Consider the following 18,074-nt stretch of genomic DNA (forward strand, 5'->3'; position numbering starts at 1 on the left):
AGATCTTCATGACCGATCAGAACCAGCACGGTTTCGCGACCCGCGCCATCCACGCCGGGTACGAGCCCGACCCCCAGACCGGCGCCGTCAACGTGCCGATCTACGCGTCGTCGACCTTCGCCCAGGACGGCGTCGGCGAGATGCGCAACGGCTTCGAGTACGCGCGCACCGGCAACCCCACCCGCCGTCCCCTCGAGGCGAACCTCGCCGCGATCGAGAGCGGCGCCTACGGCCGCGCCTTCGGTTCCGGCATGGCCGCCACGGACTGCCTGCTGCGCTCGGTGCTGCGCCCCGGCGACCACCTCGTCATCCCGAACGACGCCTACGGCGGCACCTTCCGCCTGATCGACAAGGTGTTCACCCAGTGGGGCATCGAGTACACCCCGGCGGCGGTCAACGACGCCGACGCGGTGCGCGCGGCGCTGCGCCCGAACACCAAGCTGGTGTGGGTCGAGACCCCCACCAACCCGCTGCTCAACATCGGTGACATCGCGGCCCTCGCCGAGGTCGCGCACGCCGGCGGCGCCAAGCTCGTCGTCGACAACACCTTCGCGTCGCCGTACCTGCAGCAGCCGCTCACCCTCGGTGCGGACGTCGTGCTGCACTCGACCACCAAGTACATCGGTGGTCACTCCGACGTCGTCGGTGGCGCGCTCGTGACGAACGACGAGGAACTCGACACCGCCTTCGCGTTCCTGCAGAACGGTGCGGGCGCGGTGCCCGGCCCGTTCGACGCCTTCCTCACCCTCCGCGGCATCAAGACCCTCGCGGTGCGTATGGAACGGCACTGCGACAACGCCGAGAAGATCGTCGACTTCCTGTCCGGCCACTCGGCCGTCACCCAGGTGCTGTACCCGGGTCTGGAGTCGCATCCGGGCCACGAGTACGCGGCCAAGCAGATGCGTCGCTTCGGCGGCATGATCTCGGTGCGTCTGGCCGGGGGCCGCCAGGCTGCCCTCGACTTCTGCAAGCGCACGGAGATCTTCACGCTCGCCGAGTCGCTCGGTGGCGTGGAGTCGCTCATCGAGCATCCGGGTGCGATGACCCACGCGTCGACGGCCGGTTCGGCCCTCGAGGTGCCCGAGGACCTCGTCCGCCTGTCGGTGGGCATCGAGGACGCCTCCGACCTGCTCGCCGACATCGAGCAGGCCCTGGGCTGACCTCACGGCCGTACGGATCGGAACAGGAGGCGTCCCCGGAAAGGGGGCGCCTCCTGCCGTTTCCCGCACATCCGTCGGGGCTCTCTCCGACAATCGGGTCCATGACCGTCGCGATCACGACTCCCACCGGAAACGTCGGACGCCACGTCGTCCGCCTCGTTCTGCAGGCCGGTCTCCGGCCGCGTCTGCTGCTCCGCGATCCGGACGTCCTGCCCGAGGACGTCCGTGCCCGCGTCGACGCCGTCCGGGTCGACCAGCTCGAGCCCGCCTCCGTCGTCGAGGCCACCGCCGGTGTCGACGCGCTGTACTGGGTCGATCCGCCCACCACGCTGCCCGACCCCCTCGACGGCTACCGCCGCGCCACCGGCAGCCTGGTGGAAGTCGTTCGCGCCCACGGGATCGGCCGGGTCGTCTTCCAGTCCAGCATCGGCGCCGAACGCCGGCACGGCATGGGCGAGATCGACGGTCTGGCGTTCACCGAGACCGCCCTCGACGAACTGGGTATCGACGTCACCCATCTGCGGTGCGGCTACTTCTTCTCCAACCTGCTGTTCGAGGTGGGTTCCCTCGCGCAGGGCACGCTCGCCACCGCGATGGACCCCGACCGGAAACTGCCCTGGGTCGCGCCCGAGGACATCGCCACCGTCGCAGCGGTCCGGCTGCTCGCCGACGGGTGGAGCGGGACGCCACGTGCAGGCGGTGCACGGCCCCGAGAACCTGTCGTTCCGCGCCGTCGCGGCCGTGCTCACCGAGGTGCTGGGACGGCCGGTCGCGGTACGTCAGGTGAGCGACGACGAGGTCCGTGCACAGCTCGAGGGTTTGGGGATGACACCGCAGCAGGCCGCCTCGATGGTGGACATGACGGCCGGCATCCGCGACGGGTTCGTCCCGGAGAACCCCCGCGACTGCACCACGACCACCACCACGACGCTCGCCGGATGGGCGCGCACACACCTGAAACCCGCGCTGCAGGGGTGAGGGTGCTCGTCCCGGCCCGGACGCGGTGACACGCACCGTACGATCACGTGGTGACGGACAGTGCATATCCCGAATCAGCCCTGTGGGACGCCGCGCTCGAGGTGGTGCGTGCCCACGGTCCTCTGAGCACCGAGGAGCTCGCCGACCATCTGGAGGAGGCGGGTCTCGGTTCCGCCGAGCAACTGACCCTCGACCTCGAGGACTCGCCGCCGCACCCGATGCTGTGGTGGCTGCCGGACGGCCGGATCGTCGCGATGGACGTGTTGTTCGACGGCCGCGTGCTCACCCATCGCCTCACCGCCGCCGACATCGCCCGCGACATCGTCGACATCCACGACGTCGAACCGCTGCTGGCGCTGGTCTCGGAGGACGACGAGTTCGACCTGATCCGGTTGGACTCGTCCGAGGATATTCTGGCCCAACGTGATTCGAGTGCCGGAGATTTCTCCGGCGCCGAGGCGGTCGTCTTCCCGGCGGGCACCCTGGCCGGCCGGGAGTCCGGTGATCTCCTCGTGCTCACCGCCCGTGACGGGCGGCTGTCGTTCACCGTGGTCGACGACGAACCCGGTACCGCAACGGAATTCGTGGAGGCCCTCACCTCCGCTGTCGCCCGGGAGCAGACGGCGAGCCTCGAGGGTGTCTTCCTCCAGGTGTGCGCCGAGGCGCCGGGCGCGTTCACCACACCGTCGGTGCCGCTGAGCGAGCTGCTCTCCGGAGCCGGTCTGGTCCGCAGTGGAGATCTCGTGGCGCCCGAGGGATTCGACCTCGAGGGCCACATCAGCCGATCGATGTTCGAGGCCTACGCCGACCGGCTCGGCATCCCCGTCGACGCCGTGCCGGGTGTGGCGCTGTTCGCCTCGCTCGTCGAGGCGCTCGACCGCGGCGACGACGAGGATCTCGAAGTCCGCTTCGCCGAGGGCAAGTCGGGTCTGTACGCCGTGCTGTCCGACCCCGAGGTCGCCGAGACCGTCTACGAGGAGCTGACGGGGGAGGGGCTGGCCGTCGAGGCGATCGAGCGGGCCGCGCTGTGGCTGCTCGACCACGCCCCGCGCCGGGCCGCCTGTGCGGCCTACTGGTTCGCGGGCCGGGCCGCCGAGTCCGCCGGCCGCCTCGCCGACGCGGAGCGGTACTACGAACGCTCCGCGGATCTCGACGGTGCCTTCGACCTGCCCCTGTTCGACCTTGCCCGCTTCGCCTCGGACCGGGGCGACGCCGTGCGGGGGCTGTCGCTGCTCGCACGCGTCCCGGGTGGCGACGAGCATCCGCTGCACGAACTGCTCGAGCGGTACGAACCGCGGGAGGTGCCGGGTCTCGGCCGCAACGACAAGTGCTGGTGCGGCTCGGGGCGCAAGTACAAGGCGTGCCATCTGGGCCGGGCCGAGCACGCCCTCGAGGACCGCTCGGACTGGCTGTACATGAAGGCGGCGATGTACGCCCTCGAACCGGCCTGGGCGGAGGACCGGGTGGCGCTCGCCGAGGCGCGGTCCGGGTACGGGGACGACGACGCCGTCGCCGAGGCGATCGACGACCCGCTCGTCGAGGACGTGCTGCTCTTCGATGCGGGGGCCTTCGCCGACTTCGTCGAGCGTCGCGGCGAGCTGCTGCCCGACGACGAACTGGAGCTGGCCCGCCGCTGGCTCGAGGTGGACCGCTCGGTGTTCGAGGTCGAGGCGAGCGTGCCGGGAGAGGGGATGACCCTGCGCGACCTCCGCGACGACGACCGCGTGGAGGTGGCGGCGCCCTGGCTCACCGGCGATCTTCCGGCCGGCACCCTGCTGTGCGCGCGGGTGGTGCCCGTCGGGGACCGCTGGATCGTGCCGGGCGGCTGCGAACCGGTGACGGAGGAGCAGCGGGACGCGCTTCTCGCGCTGTTGTCCGGCGACGGCGTGGACCCGGTGGAGCTGATGGATCTGCTCACCGCTCCCGACGCCGCTGATTTCTACCCGGAGCCGTAACTTCTGCCCCAGAAGACACACCAGTCCCAATAATCACATAACTAGAACGTGTTCCTGAATATATGTGATAAGAACTTCCGGAAGCCGCATCTGGTGATCGAACTCACAGATACGGTTGGAGCGGTTCAAGCATGGATGTGGGGGTAGCGAATGTCGGTGGACCCGTCTGCGGTCATCGTGGCAGTGGCTACGGCAGCGAGTGCTCTGATACAGGGCGTCGATCTACCAGCAGAGATCAAGGAGCAGGCCACCGGGGCGATCGAAGCGTTCGAGGCAACGGCCGAGAACACCGACAACGACGTGGCGAACTTCGTCGCGTCGTTGCCGGAGCCCCTGCAGGAAGGCGCCGCCAAGGCGGTGGAGGACGCGACGACGGCGATCGCCTCGGCGATCGAACCGCACCTCCCCGCGGAGGCGGCGGCCGAACTGCATCCCGTGGATCCGGAACAGGCGCCCCCGGCGCTGCCACCGGAACCACCGGCCGCCCGGCCCAATCCCTTCGGCATCCCGACACCACCGTCGACCGGTGGGACGGTGGGGGTACCGGGCCCGACGATCCCCGGCACGGGCATCACCCTGCCGTCGATCCCGGCGATCCTGCCGGGCTCGACGCTCGCGCCCATCGGCGCCATCGCGGTGTTCGCGCCGTGGCTGAAGAAGGCCGGCGAGATGTGCGAGGGCATCACGGCCCCGGTGCTCGCCGCGCTCTACTCCGCCGAGAACGGGTTCCGGTACGGGCCCACGGCGCCCGTCTCCCCGGTCGGCGCGCGCGGCCCGGGACAGTTCATGCCGGGCACCTGGGAGCGGTACGGCCAGGACGCCGACGGTGACGGTGTGGCCGACATCCTCGGCATCGCCGACCCGGTCATGGCCTCGGGCCGCCTGCTGTGCGAGAACTACCAGCTCATCGAGGACTGGAAGCAGCGGGGTCTGGTCCAGGGCGACACGCTCGACCTGACCCTCGCCGCCTACAACGCCGGGGTGGGTGCGGTGAAGCGGTCGGGAGGCATGCCGTCCGGACATCCCGACTACGAGAACCAGACCAAGCCCTACGTCGCGAAGATCCGCGCGACCGAGCCCATCTTCGCGCGGATGCTCTCGCCGTTCCTCGGCCTGGGTCTCGGCGATCCGAACGACATCGGCAACCGTGTCGTCGACCTCGCCTTCAAGTTCCTGGGCCTGCCCTACGTGTGGGGCGGCGGCAACATCCACGGCCCGTCCGGAGGCGGCTTCGACTGTTCGGGCCTGACCTCCTACGCGGTCTTCGCCGCGACGGGTATCGCCCTGCCGCGCACCTCCGAGACGCAGTGGCACGTCGGCCGGGAGATCCCGCTGCACGAGGCGCGTCCGGGCGACCTGCTGTTCGGCAACTGGCAGGCCGGCGGACCCGGCCACGTCGCCATCTACATCGGCGGCGGCCAGATGGTGCACGCCCCGACCACCGGCGACGTCGTGCGCGTGGCACCGGTCTTCCCCGACATGAAGGCGCGACGCATCCTCTGATCGAGGGACAACAGAGGGCCCGGCCGGAGACTCCGGCCGGGCCCTCTGTTGCTGCATCATCAGGTGGTCGATCCGCGCTGTGACGGACGACGGTCTGCCGTGGTTACGGCAGGCGGCGATCAGCCGTGGTACGGCTCAGCGCTGACCAGCGTCACCTTCATGGTGTTGCCGTTGGGCAGCGTGTACTCACGGGTCTCGCCGACCTTGGCGTTGATCAGGGCTCCACCGAGCGGGGAGTTCGGCGAGTACGTCTCCAGCTCGCTGTTGCGGGCGCCCTCCTCGCGGGTGGCGATCAGGAAGGTCTCCGTGTCGGTCTCGTCGCCGTCGTAGTAGACGGTCACGACGGAGCCGGGAAGGGCGACACCCGACTCGGTCGGGGCGACGCCGACCTTGGCGGTGCCCAGCAGTTCCTGCAGCTGACGGATACGGGCCTCCTGCTGGCCCTGCTCCTCGCGGGCTGCGTGGTAGCCGCCGTTCTCCTTGAGGTCGCCCTCTTCGCGACGCTCGTTGATCTCGGCCGCGATGACAGGACGATTGGCGATGAGCTGGTCAAGTTCGGCCTTGAGCCGGTCGTACGACTCCTGCGTCAGCCAGGTCACCTGGGTCTCGGTCATCCTCGATCACTTCCTTCGGGTTGGAGCCCCCGGCTCCGTGGACAAGTCGTGCGCATGCAACGACTGCGACAGCACGACTCCCGTCGTCCCCCCTGTGTTCAGGTGAACGGAGTCGTACTGCCCTCTTGTGCTCTTATGCAGCAATACACGGCCCCAAAGGGTGGAACCGTGTATCAAGCCATTTTAGCATCACCAGGGCCACCGCCCGAGAAATCGCAGGACACGGGCGGTGGTGGGTTGCCGTATCACCCTACGGTGCGCGCAGGTACTCCGGCGGATTCGTGCCGCAGCCGTAGACGTCGCCCATGCCAGGCCGCTGCGAGGTCTTCACCGGCGACGTGATGATCACCGTCGGCGACTCGGACGGCGGGATCAGCACCTCCCGGCGGCCGGTCTCGCTGCCGTCCTTCGACCGCGCCCGGATCACGCAGACCACCGGTTCGGACGGGTCGTCGCGGGTGACCTTCAGCTGGATGTCGATCGTCTCGTCGTCGACGATGTCGAACGCGACGACCTCCGACTCGACCGGCGCCGAATTGTTCTGGGCCAGCACGAACGCCAACACGAGGCCGGCGACGATTCCGAGCACCGTGAATCCCCAGCGCTTGCCACGCGTCGAGACTCGGGGGCCGGGATACCGGGACGAGGGGTACCGGTCGTGGACGGAGGTGCTGCTCATCACTTTGCTTTCCCACCCGGATGCGGTGGATCGGGCATCGCCGCGGGGTCACGGCTGACGACGGAATTATCAGGTGGAACTATAGAGGAAGGATCCGCACCGGCCGCGAGACGGTCGACGTCGCGGTATCCGCCGATGCACACGACCTGAGGTGGAGGAATACACGTGAGCGGACTACGGCTCATGGCCGTGCACGCCCATCCCGACGACGAGTCGAGCAAGGGCGCGGCCACCATGGCGCGGTACTCGGCCGAGGGGCACGAGGTGCTTGTGGTGACGCTCACCGGTGGCGAGCGGGGGGACATCCTCAACCCGGCGATGGACATCCCGGGCATCCGTGATCGCATGAGCGAGGTGCGCCGCGAGGAGATGGCCGAGGCCGCCCGTATCCTCGGCGTGCAGCACCGCTGGCTCGGTTTCGTCGACTCCGGTCTGCCGGAGGGTGACCCCAAACCCCCGCTGCCCGAGGGCTGCTTCGCCGCCATCCCGCTCGACGAGCCGGTCCGCCGCCTCGTACAGGCCGTGCGCGAGTTCCGCCCGCACGTGATGACCACCTACGACGAGAACGGCGGCTACCCCCACCCCGATCACATCCGGTGCCACGAGGTGTCCGTCGCGGCCTGGGACGCGGCTGCCGACCCGAACTACCACCCCGAGCTCGGCGAGCCGTGGGAGGTGCGGAAGCTGTACTACTCGCACGGCTTCATCCGCAAGCGCCTCGAACTGTTCCGCGAGGAATACGAGCGCCGCGGCGAGCCGTTCCCGATGGAGCAGTGGCTCAACAAGTGGCGGACGGAACAGGGCGACATCATGGCCCGCGTCACCACCCAGATCACCTGCGGTGACTACTTCCCGAAGCGGGACGACGCGCTGCGCGCGCACGCCACCCAGATCGACCCCAACGGCTCCTTCTTCGCGGTGCCCTTGGACATCCAGCAGAAGGTGTGGCCGACGGAGGAGTACGAGTTGGCCAAGACCCGCGTGAGCACGGAGATCCCCGAGACGGATCTGTTCGCGGGCATCGAGGACGGACAGGGCAAATGACTGTAGGTGCGCTCGTGGTCGACGTTCTGGCACAGAACCAGGAACCGGCGGGCCCCGAGTTCGGCAAGGCGTCCCCGCTCGGGCTCGCCCTCGTCATCGTGCTGCTGGTCGCGACGGCCCTGCTCATCTGGAGCATGAACAAGCAGCTGCGGAAGCTGCCGGAGACGTTCCAGCCCGAGCATCCGGAGCCCGACCAGGCGGTCGACGACGGCACCCTGGCTGCTCCGAAGGGCGCCGAGACGACAGCTGCTCCGAAGAACGCCGAGGCGAAGAGCGCCAACGGTGCTCCCAAGAGCGGCGAGACGAAGCCCGAGCAGGAACGTCCCGAACCCGACGCCGGGAACTGACGAAGCCGGCCTCCCATCGCGGCTTTCCGCCTAGCGTGGGGGCATGGCGAATCGTCTGGCCGACGCGCTGAGCCCCTATCTGCGACAGCACGCCGACAATCCGGTCGACTGGAGGGAATGGGGCGACGAGGCGCTGGGCGAGGCCCGCGATCGCGACGTCCCGATCCTGCTGTCGATCGGTTACGCGGCCTGCCACTGGTGCCACGTCATGGCACACGAGTCGTTCGAGGACCCGGCGACCGCCGCGGTCATGAACGAGCACTTCGTGTGCATCAAGGTCGACCGCGAGGAACGTCCCGACCTCGACGCCGTGTACATGAACGCGACCGTCGCGATGTCCGGGCAGGGCGGCTGGCCGATGACCTGCTTCCTCACACCCGACGGGTCGCCGTTCTACTGCGGCACCTACTATCCGGACACCCCGCGCGGCGGTATGCCGTCGTTCACGCAGTTGCTCCACGCCATCACGGAGACGTGGCACAACCGCCGCGACGAGGTCACGCAGGCCGCCGACGCCGTGGCCACCGAACTGCGACGCAACAGCGGCGGGCTGCCCACCGGCGGGGTCGCCGTCGACGCGGCCCTGCTCGACTCCGCCGTCACGGAGATCGCCCGCGACGAGGACCGTACCCACGGCGGCTTCGGCGCCGCCCCGAAGTTCCCGCCGTCGAACCTGCTCGAGGGACTGCTGCGGGGCTACGAGCGAACCCGCTCGCCGGGCACGCTCGGTGTCGTGGTGCGCACCGCGGACGCGATGGCCCGCGGCGGCATCTGCGACCAGCTCGGCGGGGGTTTCGCCCGCTACAGCGTCGACGCCGCGTGGACGGTGCCGCACTTCGAGAAGATGCTCTACGACAACGCGCTGCTGCTGCGCTTCTACGTGCACCTCGCGCGGGTGACCGGCGCCGACCTGCCGCGCCGTGTCGCGCGGGAGACAGCCGGCTTCCTGCTCCGCGACCTGCTCACCGTCGAGGGCGGTTTCGCGTCGGCCCTCGACGCCGACACCGACGGGGTCGAGGGCCTGACCTACGTGTGGACACCCGGGCAGCTCGTCGAGATCCTCGGGCCGGACGACGGCCGGTGGGCAGCCGAGCTGTTCACCGTCACACCCGCCGGCACCTTCGAACACGGCACGTCGGTGCTGCAGCTTCGCGACGACCCCGACGATCGGGACCGCTTCGACGACGTGCGTGCCCGCCTGTTCGCCGCCCGGCAGGATCGTCCGCAGCCCGGCCGTGACGACAAGGTCGTCACCGCCTGGAACGGCTTCGCGGTCACCGCTCTGGCCGAGGCCGGCCTCGCGCTCGGCGAGCAGGGCTGGATCGACACGGCCGCCGGGTGCGCGCGGACGTTGCTGGAGCGGCACCTCGTCGACGGGCGGTTGCGACGCGCCTCGCTCGGCGGGAAGGCCGGGGCACCCGTCGGAGTGCTCGAGGACTACGGCGCGTTCGCCACGGCGCTGCTTGCCCTGCACCAGGCGACAGGGGACCAGAGCTGGGTCGCGCACGCCCGCGCGCTCGCCGACGTCGCGCTCGAGCAGTTCGCCGACCCGGAACGGCCCGGCAGCTGGTTCGACACCGCCCACGACGCCCAGACGCTGGTCGCGCGGCCCCGGGATCCCGTCGACGGTGCCACGCCGTCCGGGGCGTCGCTGATCACCGAGGCGTTGCTCGGTCTCGCCGCGCTCGTACCCGACGACTCCCGTTACGCCGACGCGGCCGCACTCTCGCTGGAGAGCGCGGCGATCCTGCTCGACCGGGTGCCCCGGGCCGCCGGGCACTGGCTCACGGTGGCGGAGGCGTCGCTGCACGGGCCGATCCAGGTGGCGGTGGCCGGCGGCGGGGAACTCCTCGAGGTGGCGCGCCGCGCCGCACCCGGGGGAGCGATCGTCGTCGGCGGTGAGCCGGGCTCGTCGTCGCTGCTCACCGACCGGCCGCTCGTCGACGGGCGACCCGCGGCGTACGTGTGCCGGGGCTTCGTGTGCGACCGGCCGGTGACCACCGCACCCGAACTGGTCGCGACGTTGGGCGGCTGACGGTCACGGCCAGGCGGAGAACCGGCGGCTGCCGAGGAAGTCGCCCTCGCTGGTCACCGGTGCCTCGCCGCTTCCTGCCCATCTCCGTCGGCTGGGCGGTGTTCATGCCGATCGTGCTGTGGGTGATCGCCGACCCGATCACCGGCGCCGTCGACGGGCATTTCCTGCCGCTGTGGGGAGTGGGCATCGTCGCGACCTTCACGACCTCGATGTTCACCCTGGCGCTGCACCGCCTGTTCGGTCTGCTCTCCGTCATCCCCGCGATCGGTGTCCTCATGTTCGTCGGTGTGCCCGCCTCGAACGGTGCGATGTCGATGTACATGACGCCGGAGGTCTTCCGGTTCCTGCACGGTGTGCTGCCGATGCCGGCGGCCGTGGAGTCGGTGCGGTCGATCCTCTACTTCGGGGGCGACGCCGTCGGCCCGCATCTGGTCACGCTCGCGATCTGGGGCGCGGTCTCGCTGCTGTTCGTGATCGTCTTCGGCCGGATCCGCGGTGCTCGGGAGACCGGCGCGGAGTCGGCGGAGGAGCGTTCGCCCGCGACGGTCTAGCCGCTCACGGGAGCTGCGACCGCGAGGTTCGGTGACTCGATGCCGTTCTGCTCGAACGCCTCGAGCACCGCGCGGGTGAGGCTGCGGCGGATCGCCCACTGCTTGCCGGCGCGCACGCGCACGGTCAGCCGCAGCGTCACCGCACCCGCCGTCACGGAGTTGACGCCGAGCAGTTCGGGCTTCTCCAGGACGTCGGGTGCGATGTCCTCGCGTTCGACGCCGTCGAGCACGGCCCGCAGCGCGATCCGGCAGGCGCGGTCGACGTTGGAGGTCGGCGCGATGGGGACGTCGATCACCGAAACGGCGTGGCCCTGGCTCATGTTGCCGACGCGCAGGATCTCGCCGTTGCGGCAGAACCACAGGGTGCCGTCGATGTCGCGCACGGTCGTCACGCGCAGACCGACGGACTCGACGGTGCCCACGGCGTCGCCGAGGTCCACCACGTCGCCCACGCCGTATTGATCCTCGAGCAGCATGAACATGCCCGAGATGAAGTCCCGCACGAGGTTCTGCGCACCGAAACCGAGCGCGACACCCGCGATACCGGCGGAGGCGATGAACGGGGCGACGTTGAAGCCGAGGGTGTCGAGGGTCTGCAGCACCACCCAGACGAGCACGACCACCGAGACACCGGACTTGAACACCGAGCCGATCGTCTGGGCGCGCTGGACCCGGCGTTCGCGGGCGTAGGGATCGCCGATGGCGCGCTCGGCGCGTTCCTGCAGCGGCGCGAGGAACGATCGTCGGGGCTTGCCGGATCTCTCGCGCGGCTTCGTCATCCGGTCGATCAGCCGGTGCAGGACGAAGCGGAGCGCGACGGCGACGACGACGTAGCTCAGGATCGCCAGCGGCCGGTGGATGAGCCAGTCACGGTTCGTGTCGGTCAGTTGGAAGGCCAGGATCTCGAAGGACGGAATCGGAGTAGGCATCCTCCGCGAGTCTACGAACGGGGACGGGGTGCCCGTGGACGGTGTGAGAAGTCGCACCCTCCGGTCCGGAGGGGTTTCAGCCGAAGATCACCAGCCACACGGCCACCGCGTGGCACAGCGCGGCGATCACGGTGGCGGCGTGGAAGAACTCGTGGTGGCCGAAGGTCTCGGGCCACGGATCGGGCCAGCGGGTGGCGTAGAGGATCGCCCCGCCGCTGTAGAAGAGACCGCCGACGAGCAGCAGGATCATGGGCGCGAGTCCCGCGGAGGCGACGAGATCGCCCGCGACCGGCACGATCGCCCAGCCCAGCAGCAGGTAGAGCGGGACGCCCACCCAGCGCGGCGCGGTCGGCCACAGCATCTTCAGTGCGACGCCGGCGAGCGCGCCGGCCCACACCACGATCAGCAGGGTGCGGCCGGTGGACCAGGGGAGGGCCAGGGTCGCGAAGGGGGTGTAGCTGCCGGCGATGAACACGAAGATCATCGAGTGATCGGCGCGTTTCATCCACATCCGGGCCTGCGGGCTCCAGCCGAGCCGGTGGTAGGCGGCGCTCACGCCGAAGACACCGCAGACGGTGAGGCTGTAGATCGTCGCGGGGATCACCGCGGCGCTGCGCCCGGTGAGGGCCGCGGTGCCCACGAGGGCCGCGCCGGCGAGGATCGCGACGGCGAAGGCCCACGCGTGGATCCATCCGCGCATGCGGGGTTTGAGAGGTAGTTCCTGCAGACCGAAGGCCGTCATGGGCATGTCCCACTTGCTGTACCGATGGGTAACCTACGTCAGCGTAGGTTGATGTCCGTCGTCACGTTACCGCCTGCACCGCCTCCCCGGGCGGGAGTGTGACCACCGACGCGACCGCCTCGACCCCTGGGCGTAATGTGACTCGCGTGGTGATGACGGGGTGAACGTCCGCGGTCCGCTGTACCGGTTGTACGAACGTCGGCTGCTGAGAGAGCTCGAGGGTGCGCAGTCCCCACGGCACGTGGCGGTGATGTGCGACGGCAATCGACGCTGGGCGCGTGAGAACGGTTTCACCGACGTCAGTCACGGCCACCGCGCCGGTGCGAAGAAGATCGCCGAGTTCCTCGGCTGGTGCGACGCCGCCGGGATCGAGACGGCGACGATCTACCTGCTCTCCACCGAGAACCTGCGCCGCGACCCGGAGGAACTCGACGCGCTGCTCGAGATCATCTCCGAGGTCGTCGAGGAGATCTCCGCTCCCACCCAGAACTGGAGCGTGAAGATCGTCGGCACCACCGACCTGCTCCCGGCCGACCACGCCAAGCGCCTGCACGAGGCCGCCGCGGGCACCGCGGGCCGCACGGGCACGCACGTCAACGTCGCCGTGGGCTACGGCGGCCGGCAGGAGATCGTCGACGCCGTGCAGTCGCTGCTGCGCGTGCGCTACGCCCAGGGCCTGCGCGGCGAGGATCTCGTCGAGTCCGTCACCGTCGAAGGCGTGAGCAGCCACCTCTACACCTCCGGCCAGCCCGATCCCGATCTCGTGATCCGCACCTCCGGGGAACAGCGGCTGTCGGGCTTCCTGCTGTGGCAGTCGGCCTACTCCGAGATCTGGTTCACCGAGGCCTACTGGCCGGAGTTCCGCCGCGTCGACTTCCTGCGCGCCCTGCGCGACTACGCCGCCCGGCACCGCCGCTTCGGCAAGTGACACCCGCCCACCGGGGATCCCGGTGGGCGGGTGGGTGTCAGAGCTTGCGCAACCTCAGCCGGTTGATGGAGTGATCGGAGTCCTTGCGCAGCACCAGCGTCGCGCGCGGCCGCGTCGGCAGGATGTTCTCCACCAGGTTCGGCAGGTTGATCGTGTGCCAGATCTCCTTCGCCGCGTTGACCGCGTCGCGGTCCGACAGGTTGGCGTAGTGGTGGAAGTGTGCCTCCGGATCGGCGAAGGACGTCTTCCGCAGGGCCAGAAAGCGCTCCACGTACCACTTCTCGATGTCCTCGATCCGCGCGTCGACGTAGATCGAGAAGTCGAACAGGTCGGAGACCATCAGCCGCGGACCGGTCTGCAGCACGTTCAGGCCCTCGATGATGAGGATGTCCGGTTGTCGCACGATGTGGTACTGGCCCGGGATGACGTCGTACGAGATGTGCGAGTAGATCGGGGCGGCAACCTCTTTCGCCCCGGACTTGACCTCGGTGACGAACCGGAGCAGCTTCCGCCGGTCGTAGCTCTCGGGAAAGCCCTTGCGGTGCATGATGTTGCGCCGGATGAGTTCCTTGGACGGATACAGGAAACCGTCCGTGGTCACGAGGTCCACCCGCGGATGGTGCTCCCACCGGGCGAGGAGGGCCTGCAGCACGCGGGCGGTGGTGGACTTGCCGACCGCGACCGACCCGGCCACACCGATGACGAACGGCACCTGCTGATCCGGGTGCTTCTCGCCGAGGAAGGTGGCGGTCGCCGCGAACAGGCGCTGCTTGGCCGCGACCTGCAGGTGGATCAGACGGGCGAGCGGCAGGTAGACCTCCGCGACCTCCGCGAGGTCGATCTGCTCACCCAGGCCCCGCAGCCCGACGAGTTCGTCCTCGGTCAGGACCAGGGGAGTCGACTTGCGCAGCGTCCTCCACTGCTTGCGGTCGAACTCCACATAGGGGCTGGGTTCGTTCAGACGAGCCATGGATCCATCTTCTCGGCGGTGCGCGGTTCGTCGTCTCGTCCCGCAGGGCGGATGCAGCATTGCATGTCCATGCTTCGGATTGTGCTCGCAGACACACAGGGGCGCCGCGCCGGGGTCCCCTCCGACGGAGCGTCCGACCGGGCACGCGCGGGGGGAGGGACTAGGCTGCAGGGCTATGGGCGCCGATGACTTCGTGAACGAATATCTGCTGCTGGGGCTGGCTTTCGACCGCCTCGAAGAGGGGTTCGTCGACGCCTACACGGGCGATCCGGCCCTGCGCCGCCGGGTCGAGGACGCCCCGAAACCCGATCCTCGTGATCTATCCCACACGGCGCGGCGTCTCCGCGACGAACTGCCCGGCGTGGGGCTGCCCGAGGAGCGCGCCCGGTTCGTCGACGTGCACCTGCGTGCCCTCGAGTGCTCGGCGCGCAAGTTCGCCGGGGACGACATCGCTTTCGTCGACGAGGTCGAGGCGTACTTCGACGTGCGCATCGCCCCGGGCAACGAGGACGACTACCGCGACGCGCACCGCCGCCTCGACGCCCTGCTGCCCGGCTCCGGATCGCTCACCGAACGCATGCAGGACCACCGCAAGGCCGAGGTGATCCCCGCCGACCGGCTCGCCGAGTGCGTCGAGGCGTTCTCCGGGGCGCTGCGCGAGAAGGTGCGCGCGGTGTACCCGCTGCCCGACACCGAACGCGTCGAGTACGAGGTGGTCGGCGACAAGCCGTGGTCCGGCTTCAACTACTACCTCGGCGACTACCGCTCGCGGGTCGCGATCAACTCCGATGTCGAGCAGACCATGGCGCACCTGCCGCGGCTGATCGCCCACGAGGCGTATCCCGGTCATCACACCGAACACTGCCGCAAGGAGGCCGGACTCGTCGCCGCCGGCCAGGCCGAGCAGACGATCTTCCTCGTCAACACCCCGCAGTGCCTCATGGCCGAGGGCCTCGCCGACCTCGCCCTCGAGGCGATCATCGGCCCCGGCTGGGGGAAGTGGGCCCAGGAGATCTACGCCGATCTCGGGCTCCGGTTCGACGGCGAGCTGGCCGAGCAGCTGTCCGAGGCCTCCGAGAAGCTGCTGACGGTCCGTCAGGACGCCGCGCTGCTGCTCCACGACCGCGGCCGCAGCCACGACGAGGTCGCGGCGTTCCTGCAGCGCTGGTCGCTGTCGAGCCCCGACCGGGCCCGCCAGTCGCTGCGGTTCCTGTCCTCGCCGTTGTGGCGCGCCTACATCAGCACCTACGTCGAGGGGTACCGGCTGCTGGGCGGCTGGCTCGACGAGGCCGCCGACACCGCGGAGCGGGCCGAGCGGTTCCGCAGGTTGCTCGACGAGCCGCTGGTGCCCAGCAGCCTGCGTGAGCCCCGGTGACCTGCGCGGGACGGTGACTGCGGGGATCGGTCGGGTCGGCTGACGGGGGAGTGGACGGGGTTCGTAGACTGAAGGGCGTATCCCTGCCGCCCTCTGCTTGGAGAAACCTCGATGACCGCTGCGCCCGGCGCCGACGTGAACACTGCCGCACTCGCCGATCTCGACCCCGAGGTCGCCCAGGCGATGGCCGGCGAGCTGTCCCGTCAGCGCGACACCCTCGAGATGATCGCGTCCGAGAACTTCGTGCCGCGCGCCGTGCTGCAGGCACAGGGCAGCGTGCTGACCAACAAGTACGCCGAGGGCTACCCCGGTCGCCGTTACTACGGTGGTTGCGAGAACGTCGACGTCATCGAGGACCTCGCTCGAAACCGCGCCAAGGAGCTGTTCGGCGCCGAGTTCGCGAACGTCCAGCCGCACTCGGGTGCCCAGGCCAACGCCGCGGTGCTCATGGCCCTGATGACGCCGGGCGAGAAGCTGCTCGGCCTCGACCTCGCGCACGGCGGCCACCTCACGCACGGCATGAAGCTCAACTTCTCCGGCAAGCTGTACGACGTCGCGTCCTACGGGGTCAGCAAGGAAGACCACCGCATCGACATGGACGAGGTCCGCGACATCGCGCTGCGCGAGAAGCCGAAGGTCATCGTCGCCGGCTGGTCCGCCTACCCGCGTCACGAGGACTTCGCCGCCTTCCGGTCCATCGCCGACGAGGTCGGTGCCTACCTGTGGGTCGACATGGCGCACTTCGCCGGTCTGGTCGCCGCGGGTCTGCACCCGTCGCCGGTGCCCTACGCCGACGTCGTGTCCACCACCGTGCACAAGACCCTCGGTGGCCCGCGCTCCGGCCTGATCCTCGCCAAGCAGGAGTGGGCCAAGAAGATCAACTCCGCGGTCTTCCCGGGCCAGCAGGGCGGCCCGCTCATGCACGCGATCGCCGCGAAGGCCGTCGCGCTGAAGATCGCCGCGAGCGACGAGTTCAAGGACCGTCAGCAGCGCACCCTCTCCGGTGCCCGGATCATCGCCGATCGCCTGTCGCAGTCCGACGTCGCCGACAAGGGCATCTCGGTGCTCACCGGCGGCACCGACGTGCACCTGGTCCTCGTCGACCTGCGCAACTCGCAGCTCGACGGCCAGCAGGGTGAGGACGCCCTCCACGAGGTCGGCATCACCGTCAACCGCAACGCCGTGCCGTTCGACCCGCGCCCGCCGATGGTCACCTCCGGCCTGCGCATCGGCACCCCGGCCCTCGCGACCCGCGGTTTCGGCGACGAGCAGTTCACCGAGGTCGCCGAGATCATCGCGCAGACCCTCATCGGTGGCGCCGACGTCGAGTCGCTGCGCACCCGCGTGAGCGCCCTGGCGCAGTCCGTGCCGCTGTACGACGGCCTCGAGGACTGGCGTCTGCTCTGATCCTCTCGCAGGACTTCTCTCCGGCCCGCACCGTCCGACGGTGCGGGCCGGAGATGTCTCCGGGTGAGTGCCGCCCCGAGCGGTAGGTTAGGGTAGCCTACGCATGGCCGACATCGTCGTCGACACACCCGCCTCCCCGAGCACGAAGGAAGTCGCATGGCAATTCCGAGCATCGATCCGTACGAGCTACCCACCGGCGACGAGATCCCCGCGGCTCGGGTGGACTGGAAGCTCGACGCGTCCCGCTGCGCGCTGCTCATCCACGACATGCAGAACTACTTCATCGACGCCTACCAGCGCGACGCCGAGCCGCTCGCGACGGTGGTCCCCAACATCGTCCGGCTCCGCGAGGCCTGCCTCGCCGCCGGCGTGCCCGTCGTCTACACGATGCAGCCCGGCGACCAGCATCCCGCCCGCCGCGGTATCCTCGCCGACTTCTGGGGCGTGGGCCTGAGCACCGGCCGCGACACCGAGGTGATCGGCGAGCTCACCCCCGGCCCGGAGGACATCCAGGTCACCAAGTGGCGCTATTCGGCGTTCCAGCGCACCGACTTCCGGCAGCTGCTCGCCCACAACGGACGCGACCAGCTCATCGTCACCGGGGTCTACGCGCACATGGGATGCATGCTCAGCGCCGCCGACGCCTTCATGAGCGATGTGGCCCCCTTCCTGGCACTCGACGCCACCGCCGACTTCAGCCGCGACGAACACGTCATGGCCCTGCAGTACGTCGCCAAGCGCGTCGGGCGGGTCGAGACCACCGACGCGCTGATCGAGGCGATCACGTCGTCGGCGCAGCGCCGCGACCGCGAGAACGAACAGCTGACCGCTTCGCTGGGCTGAGACACCGAGCGGAC

17 protein-coding genes and 1 pseudogene are annotated in these 18,074 nt (G+C 69.6%); 13 read left to right on the plus strand and 5 right to left on the minus strand.

Annotation, left to right across the window (positions count from 1 at the left end):
- Positions 1-8: 8 nt before the first annotated feature.
- The 5 genes and pseudogenes from OED52_RS05015 to OED52_RS05035 all read left to right on the plus strand — a co-directional run bounded on the left by OED52_RS05015 (position 9) and on the right by OED52_RS05035 (position 5,596).
- On the plus strand, positions 9-1,160 hold the full coding sequence (locus OED52_RS05015; protein WP_264153582.1) for a cystathionine gamma-synthase: 1,152 nt from the start codon (positions 9-11) through the stop codon (positions 1,158-1,160).
- Between the two features lie 101 nt (positions 1,161-1,261).
- Positions 1,262-1,753 (plus strand): annotated as a pseudogene (locus OED52_RS20795) (NAD(P)H-binding protein); the annotation flags it as partial.
- 97 nt (positions 1,754-1,850) lie between these two features.
- Entirely contained in the window at positions 1,851-2,138 is a 288-nt protein-coding gene (locus OED52_RS05025) for a Rossmann-fold NAD(P)-binding domain-containing protein (protein WP_264153584.1), read from the plus strand.
- A 50-nt stretch (positions 2,139-2,188) separates the two neighbouring features.
- Positions 2,189-4,093 (plus strand): YecA family protein, encoded by a 1,905-nt coding sequence (locus OED52_RS05030; RefSeq protein WP_264153585.1) that lies wholly within the window; start codon positions 2,189-2,191, stop codon positions 4,091-4,093.
- 150 nt (positions 4,094-4,243) lie between these two features.
- Positions 4,244-5,596 carry a C40 family peptidase gene (locus OED52_RS05035; RefSeq protein WP_264153586.1) on the plus strand — a complete coding sequence of 451 codons (1,353 nt, stop codon included), beginning with the start codon at positions 4,244-4,246 and terminating at the stop codon, positions 5,594-5,596.
- Positions 5,597-5,715: 119 nt separating this feature from the next.
- Here OED52_RS05035 and greA read toward each other — a convergent pair whose 3' ends face one another.
- Both greA and OED52_RS05045 read right to left on the minus strand, forming a co-directional pair.
- Positions 5,716-6,210, minus strand: a complete 495-nt coding sequence (gene greA, locus OED52_RS05040; RefSeq protein ID WP_264153587.1) for a transcription elongation factor GreA — start codon at positions 6,208-6,210, stop codon at positions 5,716-5,718.
- Positions 6,211-6,460: 250 nt separating this feature from the next.
- On the minus strand, positions 6,461-6,889 hold the full coding sequence (locus OED52_RS05045) for a DUF4307 domain-containing protein (protein WP_264153588.1): 429 nt from the start codon (positions 6,887-6,889) through the stop codon (positions 6,461-6,463).
- Between the two features lie 165 nt (positions 6,890-7,054).
- Here OED52_RS05045 and mca point away from each other — a divergent pair, with 165 nt between their 5' ends.
- The 4 genes from mca to OED52_RS05065 are packed head-to-tail and all read left to right on the plus strand — an operon-like array spanning position 7,055 to position 10,866.
- On the plus strand, positions 7,055-7,933 hold the full coding sequence (gene mca, locus OED52_RS05050) for a mycothiol conjugate amidase Mca (RefSeq protein WP_264153589.1): 879 nt from the start codon (positions 7,055-7,057) through the stop codon (positions 7,931-7,933).
- On the plus strand, positions 7,930-8,280 hold the full coding sequence (locus tag OED52_RS05055) for a hypothetical protein (protein WP_264153590.1): 351 nt from the start codon (positions 7,930-7,932) through the stop codon (positions 8,278-8,280). The genes mca and OED52_RS05055 overlap by 4 nt, the downstream gene beginning before the upstream one ends.
- A 43-nt stretch (positions 8,281-8,323) precedes the next feature.
- A complete protein-coding gene (locus tag OED52_RS05060; RefSeq protein ID WP_264153591.1) occupies positions 8,324-10,315 on the plus strand; it encodes a thioredoxin domain-containing protein in 1,992 nt (663 codons plus the stop codon).
- 59 nt (positions 10,316-10,374) lie between these two features.
- The gene (locus tag OED52_RS05065; RefSeq protein WP_264153592.1) at positions 10,375-10,866 is read left to right on the plus strand and encodes an ABC-2 transporter permease; all 492 of its coding nucleotides are present in this window, start codon (positions 10,375-10,377) and stop codon (positions 10,864-10,866) included.
- On the opposite strand, the gene OED52_RS05070 is transcribed toward OED52_RS05065, so the two are convergent.
- Together OED52_RS05070 and trhA are read right to left on the minus strand one after the other, a co-directional pair.
- Positions 10,863-11,795: a mechanosensitive ion channel family protein gene (locus OED52_RS05070; protein WP_264153593.1), complete on the minus strand. Its 933-nt coding sequence runs from the start codon at positions 11,793-11,795 to the stop codon at positions 10,863-10,865. The two genes, OED52_RS05065 and OED52_RS05070, sit on opposite strands and share 4 nt — an antisense overlap.
- A gap of 76 nt (positions 11,796-11,871) precedes the next feature.
- A complete protein-coding gene (gene trhA / locus OED52_RS05075; RefSeq protein WP_264154583.1) occupies positions 11,872-12,537 on the minus strand; it encodes a PAQR family membrane homeostasis protein TrhA in 666 nt (221 codons plus the stop codon).
- Between the two features lie 160 nt (positions 12,538-12,697).
- On the opposite strand from trhA, the gene OED52_RS05080 reads away from it, so the two are divergent.
- On the plus strand, positions 12,698-13,465 hold the full coding sequence (locus OED52_RS05080) for an isoprenyl transferase (RefSeq protein WP_264153594.1): 768 nt from the start codon (positions 12,698-12,700) through the stop codon (positions 13,463-13,465).
- Between the two features lie 37 nt (positions 13,466-13,502).
- Here OED52_RS05080 and coaA read toward each other — a convergent pair whose 3' ends face one another.
- Positions 13,503-14,435 (minus strand): type I pantothenate kinase, encoded by a 933-nt coding sequence (coaA, locus tag OED52_RS05085; protein ID WP_264153595.1) that lies wholly within the window; start codon positions 14,433-14,435, stop codon positions 13,503-13,505.
- Between the two features lie 175 nt (positions 14,436-14,610).
- Here coaA and OED52_RS05090 point away from each other — a divergent pair, with 175 nt between their 5' ends.
- The 3 genes from OED52_RS05090 (at position 14,611) to OED52_RS05100 (ending at position 18,060) form a co-directional block, all read left to right on the plus strand.
- Positions 14,611-15,810, plus strand: coding sequence for a DUF885 domain-containing protein (locus tag OED52_RS05090; protein WP_264153596.1), 1,200 nt, complete (start codon positions 14,611-14,613; stop codon positions 15,808-15,810).
- A 111-nt stretch (positions 15,811-15,921) separates the two neighbouring features.
- On the plus strand, positions 15,922-17,217 hold the full coding sequence (gene glyA / locus OED52_RS05095) for a serine hydroxymethyltransferase (RefSeq protein WP_264153597.1): 1,296 nt from the start codon (positions 15,922-15,924) through the stop codon (positions 17,215-17,217).
- 156 nt (positions 17,218-17,373) lie between these two features.
- Positions 17,374-18,060 carry an isochorismatase family protein gene (locus tag OED52_RS05100; protein WP_264153598.1) on the plus strand — a complete coding sequence of 229 codons (687 nt, stop codon included), beginning with the start codon at positions 17,374-17,376 and terminating at the stop codon, positions 18,058-18,060.
- Positions 18,061-18,074: the final 14 nt, after the last annotated feature.

Source organism: Rhodococcus sp. Z13 (genome assembly GCF_025837095.1).
GTDB classification, from domain to species: domain Bacteria; phylum Actinomycetota; class Actinomycetes; order Mycobacteriales; family Mycobacteriaceae; genus Rhodococcus; species Rhodococcus sacchari.